General features: G+C 66.1%; 3 protein-coding genes. 1 reads left to right on the top strand and 2 read right to left on the bottom strand.

Annotated elements, in window-relative coordinates; genetic code table 11:
- Positions 1 to 882: DEAD/DEAH box helicase (locus tag ACFPB1_RS22165; RefSeq protein WP_379228298.1), on the bottom strand; the 882-nt coding region annotated here is incomplete at its 3' end.
- A gap of 207 nt (positions 883 to 1,089) precedes the next feature.
- A complete protein-coding gene (locus ACFPB1_RS22160) occupies positions 1,090 to 5,406 on the bottom strand; it encodes a S8 family serine peptidase (protein WP_379228297.1) in 4,317 nt (1,438 codons plus the stop codon).
- Positions 5,407 to 5,720: 314 nt separating this feature from the next.
- Between ACFPB1_RS22160 and ACFPB1_RS22155 the strand changes: the two genes are divergently transcribed.
- On the top strand, positions 5,721 to 6,140 hold the full coding sequence (locus ACFPB1_RS22155) for a hypothetical protein (protein ID WP_379228295.1): 420 nt from the start codon (positions 5,721 to 5,723) through the stop codon (positions 6,138 to 6,140).
- Positions 6,141 to 6,216: the final 76 nt, after the last annotated feature.

The following is a 6,216-nucleotide window of genomic DNA, read 5'->3' as shown; positions in this document are numbered from 1 at the left end:
GCCGCCGGGCGGCCCAGCCTCGGCGCCCGCAGCCGCATCGCCTGCGCGCTTCGCGTGCCCGCTGCCGGCCGTGCCGATGCGGGCGGCCGTCTGCCCGCGCTCGCCGCCCGCATCGCGGCCGTCCGCGCCGGCTCCGCCATCCGCCTGCGCGCCGCCTGCTGGCTCCGCGCCCGCTTCGCCTTCGCCGGCCGGCGCCCAGCCGCCCAGAAACCGCGCGACCCGGCTGAGCGGCTTCTGCGTCGCCGACACGCCGATGCGCTGCAGGGCGCGGGGCGCCAGCGCCGCCAGCCGCTCCAGCGACAGCGACAGGTGCGCGCCGCGCTTGTCGCCGGCGAGGCTGTGGATCTCGTCGACGACGATCGCCTCGGCCAGGCGCAGCATCCGGCGGCCCTTGTCCGACGTCAGCAGCAAATAAAGCGACTCCGGCGTCGTCACGAGCACGTCGGGCGGCCGGTTCGCCATGCGCGCCCGCTCCGCCGGGAGCGTGTCACCGGTGCGGACCGCGGTGCGGATGCCCGGCCAGGCGCCATGGCCGGCCTCGGCGCCGTACGTCTCGATCTCGCCGAGGAAGCCGACCAGGTGATGCTGGATGTCATTGTTGAGCGCCTTGAGAGGCGTGACGTACAGCACGCGCACGCCGGCCGGCCAGCCCGTGCCGCGCGCCATGGCGGCCTCCTTGGCCAGCGCGACGCGGCTTAGGCAGGGCAGCAGCGCGGCCAGCGTCTTGCCGGAGCCGGTCGGTGCGGCGATCAGCGTATGACGGCCGGCGGCGATCGCCGACCAGGCGTCGCGCTGCACGGGCGTCGGCTCGCCGAACGCGCGGCCGAACCAGCCGGCGAGCGTCGGATGAAAGCCCGCGAGCGGGGAAGAGGAAAGGGACATGCGTCAGCAGCTCCTTTGGGATACGTCTCGGCTGACGGGAAAATTCCGGCAGCGCTTTCCTTCCACGATAACATAATCGCGGCACGGGCGAAAATCCGCCCTGCGGTCCGCCGATGCAGGCATAAAAAAGACCGTCCCCCGGACAAGTCCGAGGAACGGTCTTTCTTGTAAGTCGCTTATATCAGGTGCGATCGGGGCGCTTGCGCGCTACTCGATCAGCTTCGCTTGCTTCAGCAGCTGGCGAAGCGCGACGGTGGCCATGTCGCGGGTCGTCGGCTCGTTCGGGTGGAAGTACGAGACGCCGCCGGCGGTCATGCCCTGCATGATGCCTGCGTCCGTTACCTTCGCGATTGCGTCCTTGGCATAGCCGGCGATGTCGGCGCCGTCGCCGTACGCGACGCGCGACGGTGTGCCGGCTGGCTTGACGCCGAGCAGGTCGATCGCGCGGGCCAGCATGACGCCGAGCTGTTCGCGCGTGACGGCGTCGTTCGGCCGGAAGCTGTCGGCGCCGTAGCCCGTAACGATGCCCGCGCTATAGGCGGCTTCGACGTCCTTCGCGAACCAGTCCGACGGCTTCACGTCGGCGAATGTCGCGTTTGCCGGCGCGCTCAGGCCGAGCGCGCGCGTCAGCATCGCCGCGAATTCGGCGCGCGTGACGGTCTTCTTCGGCGAGAACGCCGTCGCCGACGTACCGTTCACGAGCAGCTTGCGGGCCATGGCCTCGATGTGCGGCTGTGCCCAGCTGCCCTTGATATCCGCGAAGCTCGCTTCGCGGCTGACTGCGGCGTAGGTCGAGAAGCCCGGACGGCTGACGGTGACGACCGTCGTTCCGTCCGTCTGCGGCGCGAATACCGACGCGACCGCGAAGACCTCGCCGTTCTCCTCGTAGCGCACGCCGGCCGTGTTGGCCGCGATGCTGCCCGGCACCGTGAACGAGCGGGCGATCCGCTGTCCGGCCGAGACTTCGAGCGGCGTCGAGCCGGTACCGCTCACGACGTTCGCCGTATAGGCGACGGGCTTGCCGATCAGGACGCCGTCCGCATCGGCGGAGAAGGCGCCTGCATCCTGCGGCGCGATGTTGATCTCGAGCGATGCGTCCGCCGGGACGTTCGCCAGCAGAGCGGCCGGAATCGCGATCGCGGCGTCTCCGCTGCCGACGATCAGCGTGCTGCCGGCCGGCGCTTTGGCGATCAGCGCCGCTTGCGCGCCGGTGATAACGAAGGTTGCGGCTTTGCGGTCGGGATTCGCGACCGGCACGACGATCGCTGCCGGCGAGCTGCCCGATTGGTCGAGCGCCGTGCTCAGGCCGGCGTCGCCGATCGCGGCGCGGATGCCGCCGTTCGCATCAGTCGCCGACGGCGTTACGTTGACTTGCTTTTGTCCCTGGGCCACAATGGCCGTGATCGACGGGCTCGGCGCGTCCGCGGCCGGCGGAGCCGACGGCATCGTGACCGGCGGAATGTAGACGGTGGTCTCCGCCGGAATCGTGACGGGTACCTTGACCGTCATGTTGTTGTCGGGGTTCGCGGTCAGCGCGATGCGGACCGTCAGGTCGAGCTTCGCGTCCGCCGCGCCGCTGCCAGGACGCTTCAGCAGGACGTTGTCCTTGACGTAGCTCTCGTCGCTGCTGGCCGAGACGGCGTACGTGTAGCCCTCTGTCTCCGGAAGCGTCAGCACCTTGGCGCCAACGGAAGTGACGTTGACGGCCTGCGGCGCGAAGTCTTTCGCGACGAGCGACAGGGCGGCTTCGTCCTCGCTTTGGATGCGGTAGTTTCCGAGAGCTTCGTAGACGGCTTTCGGCTTGCCCGCGTTGTCGAAATTAACGGCGACCACATCCAGCTTGTAGGTGCCCGGCTTCAGATGCTTGACGACCGGGTTCCCTTGATTGTCGACTTCGTCGTCAACGTATTCGTCAACGATGTCTTCGACGGTGTAGTCATCCGGTTCGAACGGCTGCAGCTTTCCGTTATTGTCCAGGTTTTCTTCATAGAACATGTTGCCAACCCAATCGTCGTTCATGTCGTAGACGTCGATGATCAGCGTATTCGCATCCTCCGCCGTCAGCTTGAAGGAGACCGACGTCGAATCCTGATAGTCATCTCCGTTCGGCGAGACGGTCGGCGGAGCGGCGACGACGTCCTGAACGCCGAAGCCGTTGTCCGCGCGCTCGTCGCCTACGTGCAAGACGAACGGCAGATGCAGCGCCGGCTGGCCGTCGGCGCTCTCTAGCAGCACTTCGCCTTCGTACAGGCCGTCCGGCGCGTTAGCGGCCAGTGTGGCCGTCAGCCCGAAGTCGGCAGCCTGCGAAGCGCCGGCGGTGATCGTGCCGTCCGCCCCGAGACCGGTCAGCGCGAGGCCGAGCTTGCTTGGGTCGCCTTCCACGAACGTGCCGCCGTTATCCGACAGATCGTCGTGCAGGACGACGGAGGCCGTGTATGTCACAGGCTCGCCGGAGAAGTTCTTCAGCGTCAGCTGCTCCGACTTCGTCTCGCCGGGCTGCATCAGCCCGAAGCTGGTCGAGGAGCCGTAGTTGACGACCTCGTGCTCGTGCATGTAAGCGTCCATGATCGAGATGTGCTCGATCGACTCCAGCAGGGCCGGGGTGTCGAGCGCCTTGGAGACGTCGACGCGACCGGCGCCCTGCGTATAGGCGTCGTACGCAAGCCCTTCGTAGTCCGTGATCTCGACCGCCGTATTGGCGAGCGCCGCGCGGACGTCGAACGGCGTCCATTCCGGGTGCTTCTCCTTCAGCAGCAGCGCGAGGCCCGCGACGTGCGGGGTTGCCATGCTCGTTCCGCTGATGCGGTTGTACGCGTCCTCGTAAGAGATGCTCGGATTGTCCTTGCCGTAGGCCGGCCACGTCGAGAAAATCTGGTTGCCCGGCGCGACGATGTCCGGTTTGATGCTCCAGTCGGGGTCGGAGTTCGGGCCTTTGGAGCTGAAATCGGCTATCTTGTCGCCCTCAATGCCCACTCCCCGTTCGAATACGCCGCCAAACGAGAAGGTAAGCTCCGTTTCCGGATGGGCCAGCACCTGCTTGGCCAGCTTGCGTCCGTAAGCGCCCTCCATGTCGAAGGTCGGGATGAACGACGTAAAATCACCGAGCAGGACGTTGCAGAAACCGTTGCGGTCCTTAATGTCATCGGACAGGTTCGGCTGCTTCCCGTCGTTGATGCCGTTGAATACGATGACCGCCTTCGCGCCGTGCGCCTTGGCGATGGCGACCTTGTCGACGAACGCGAGGTCGCCGCGGGAGAGGAGGACGACCTTGTCCGTGACGTCCTTGCCGGCGTAGTCCGTGTCGTAGCCGAGTCCCGCATAGACCGCGCCGATCGGGTCCGTGCCCAAGTAAGCGGCCAGATCCTCCTGTCCGGTCTGCCAGCCCATCGCTTGGGTGCCGACCGGATGCTCGGCATCGAACGAGCTGGCGACGGTGCCCGTGAAGTACGGCGCTTCCGTCGTCGCCGCTCCGACCGAGATGGCGAGCTGGGAGCTGGCCGGCGATCCCATCGTGTAGTAGTCCGGTCCGGCGTTGCCGTTGGCGATGACCGCCACGACGCCGGCGAGCACCGCGTTGTTGATGGCGGCGGCATCCGGCGTGTTCACGTCTTTATCGATGTCCGAGCCGAGCGACAGGTTGATGACGTCCATGCCGTCCTCGACCGCCCGTTCGATGCCTTCGATGACCTGCGCGGAGGAGCCGCTGGACTTGCCGGTCTCCATATCGAACCCCAGCACCTTGTACACGTGGAGCTCGGCGCCGTACGCGACGCCCTTCTGCGCGTATTCCGCGTTCTCGCTGTTCGCCTGGCCGGAGATCGTGCCGGAGACGTGCGTGCCGTGGCTGGTGCCGAGATTTCCGGTTTCCGCGTCCGGGATTTCCTCGTACGGGTCGTTATCGTCGAAGTAGGCGTCGTACCCGCCCTTATAGGCGCCGGCCAGATCGGGATGCGTGTAGTCGACGCCGGTATCGATGACGCCGACCTTCAGCCCTGCTCCGGTGTAGCCTTCCTCCCACGCCTTGTCCGCCCCGATTTGCTCCAGCGGCAGGTTGTCGTAGTAGAGCGGCTTGGTCGGATCGCCGGCCGGCGCGACGTCCGGCACGCTGTAATACGTGCTGTTCTCGAACACGGACGTGACGCCCGGCAGCGCGGCGAGCGCCGGAATCTTGTTGGCCGCGATCGTGACTTCGAGGCCGTTCAGCACGGTGTTGAATTGATGGTTGACGGCCATGTCGAGGCCGATGCTCCGGGCCGTTTGGATGAAGGATGCCTGCTGTTTGTCGGCGGCCTGCCGGGCCGATTCCTCGGTCAGCGTCGTGATGCCGTTCGCGCTGGCGAAGCTGCCGACGGCGCCGGGCTGGCCCGAGAGCGTCACGATGACGCGCGTTTTGGCGGAGGAGGCGGTGTCGATGCGGGGAGAGATGAAGCCGCGGATCGGCGAGGCCGGGTGTTTCGGTCCGCCCTTGAGAGTGACGGAGCCGGTGCTTTCGCCGGAAGCGCTGACTTGATACGGGAGACTCATCCCCGCGGTCAATGCTGCCGCCAGGGAAATCGAGAGCAGTTTCCGGGTTGTGGTACGGTTACGCAAAGAACATGCACGCCCTTTCCAAGCTTGAGGTATGAGATGCGAATCTATAAATCTTGTAAACGCCAGTAACCTATTATTTACAATTAATTAAGGCGATGGGAAAGTCAATAAAGATTTTGCTAAATTATTTAATAATTTAAATAATTGAATCTTTCGAACTATTAGGCAGGTCAATCGACAAGCTTAAGTCGCATACATATAGGCCTACGGAAAAAGGCTTCGGTGCATCTGCGGTAGGAGGGACCGGTATGTCGAAATGGCGGGACAGCTTGGAGCGGCGCTTCATGGAATGGCGGCGGCTGGAGTATGCGGTGGAGTGCGCGCTGGCGGGCCGGCGCGTGCTGCGCGTCGCGGGACCGCGGACGCCGCGGCTCACCACGGCCGTATCGGTGTCGGTCAGACGGGAGGAGCTGGGCGCTGTGGCGGAGACGTTCCCGGCGGGGCTGGCCTGCTTCTGTCTCGGGGAACTGACGGCGGAGGGGCGCGCCGCGTTCCTGCGGGCCTGGCATGATCGGCTCGAGGCCGGGGCGACCGTCGTGCTGGCCGACCGCCGCGGCGAGGGCTGCGAGACGCCCGCGGAGCTGGCGGACCTGTTCGGTCCGCATGCCCAGGCGCTGAACGTCGAGGTCGGCCCGACCTTCTGGTGGGTCCGCTACGTACGGGAGTAACCGCGCGCGTTCCCGCCGACACAAACAAAGCCGCGGCTGCTTGTCTCGGGAAGAGAAGCAGCTGCGGCTTTGCCTG

Origin of the sequence: Paenibacillus sp. GCM10023250, from assembly GCF_042653205.1 — a bacterium.
In the GTDB taxonomy this organism is placed as follows: domain Bacteria; phylum Bacillota; class Bacilli; order Paenibacillales; family Paenibacillaceae; genus Paenibacillus_Z.
Note: the sequence above shows the minus strand (reverse complement) of the source record. Positions and strands in the feature narration are given on the sequence as shown.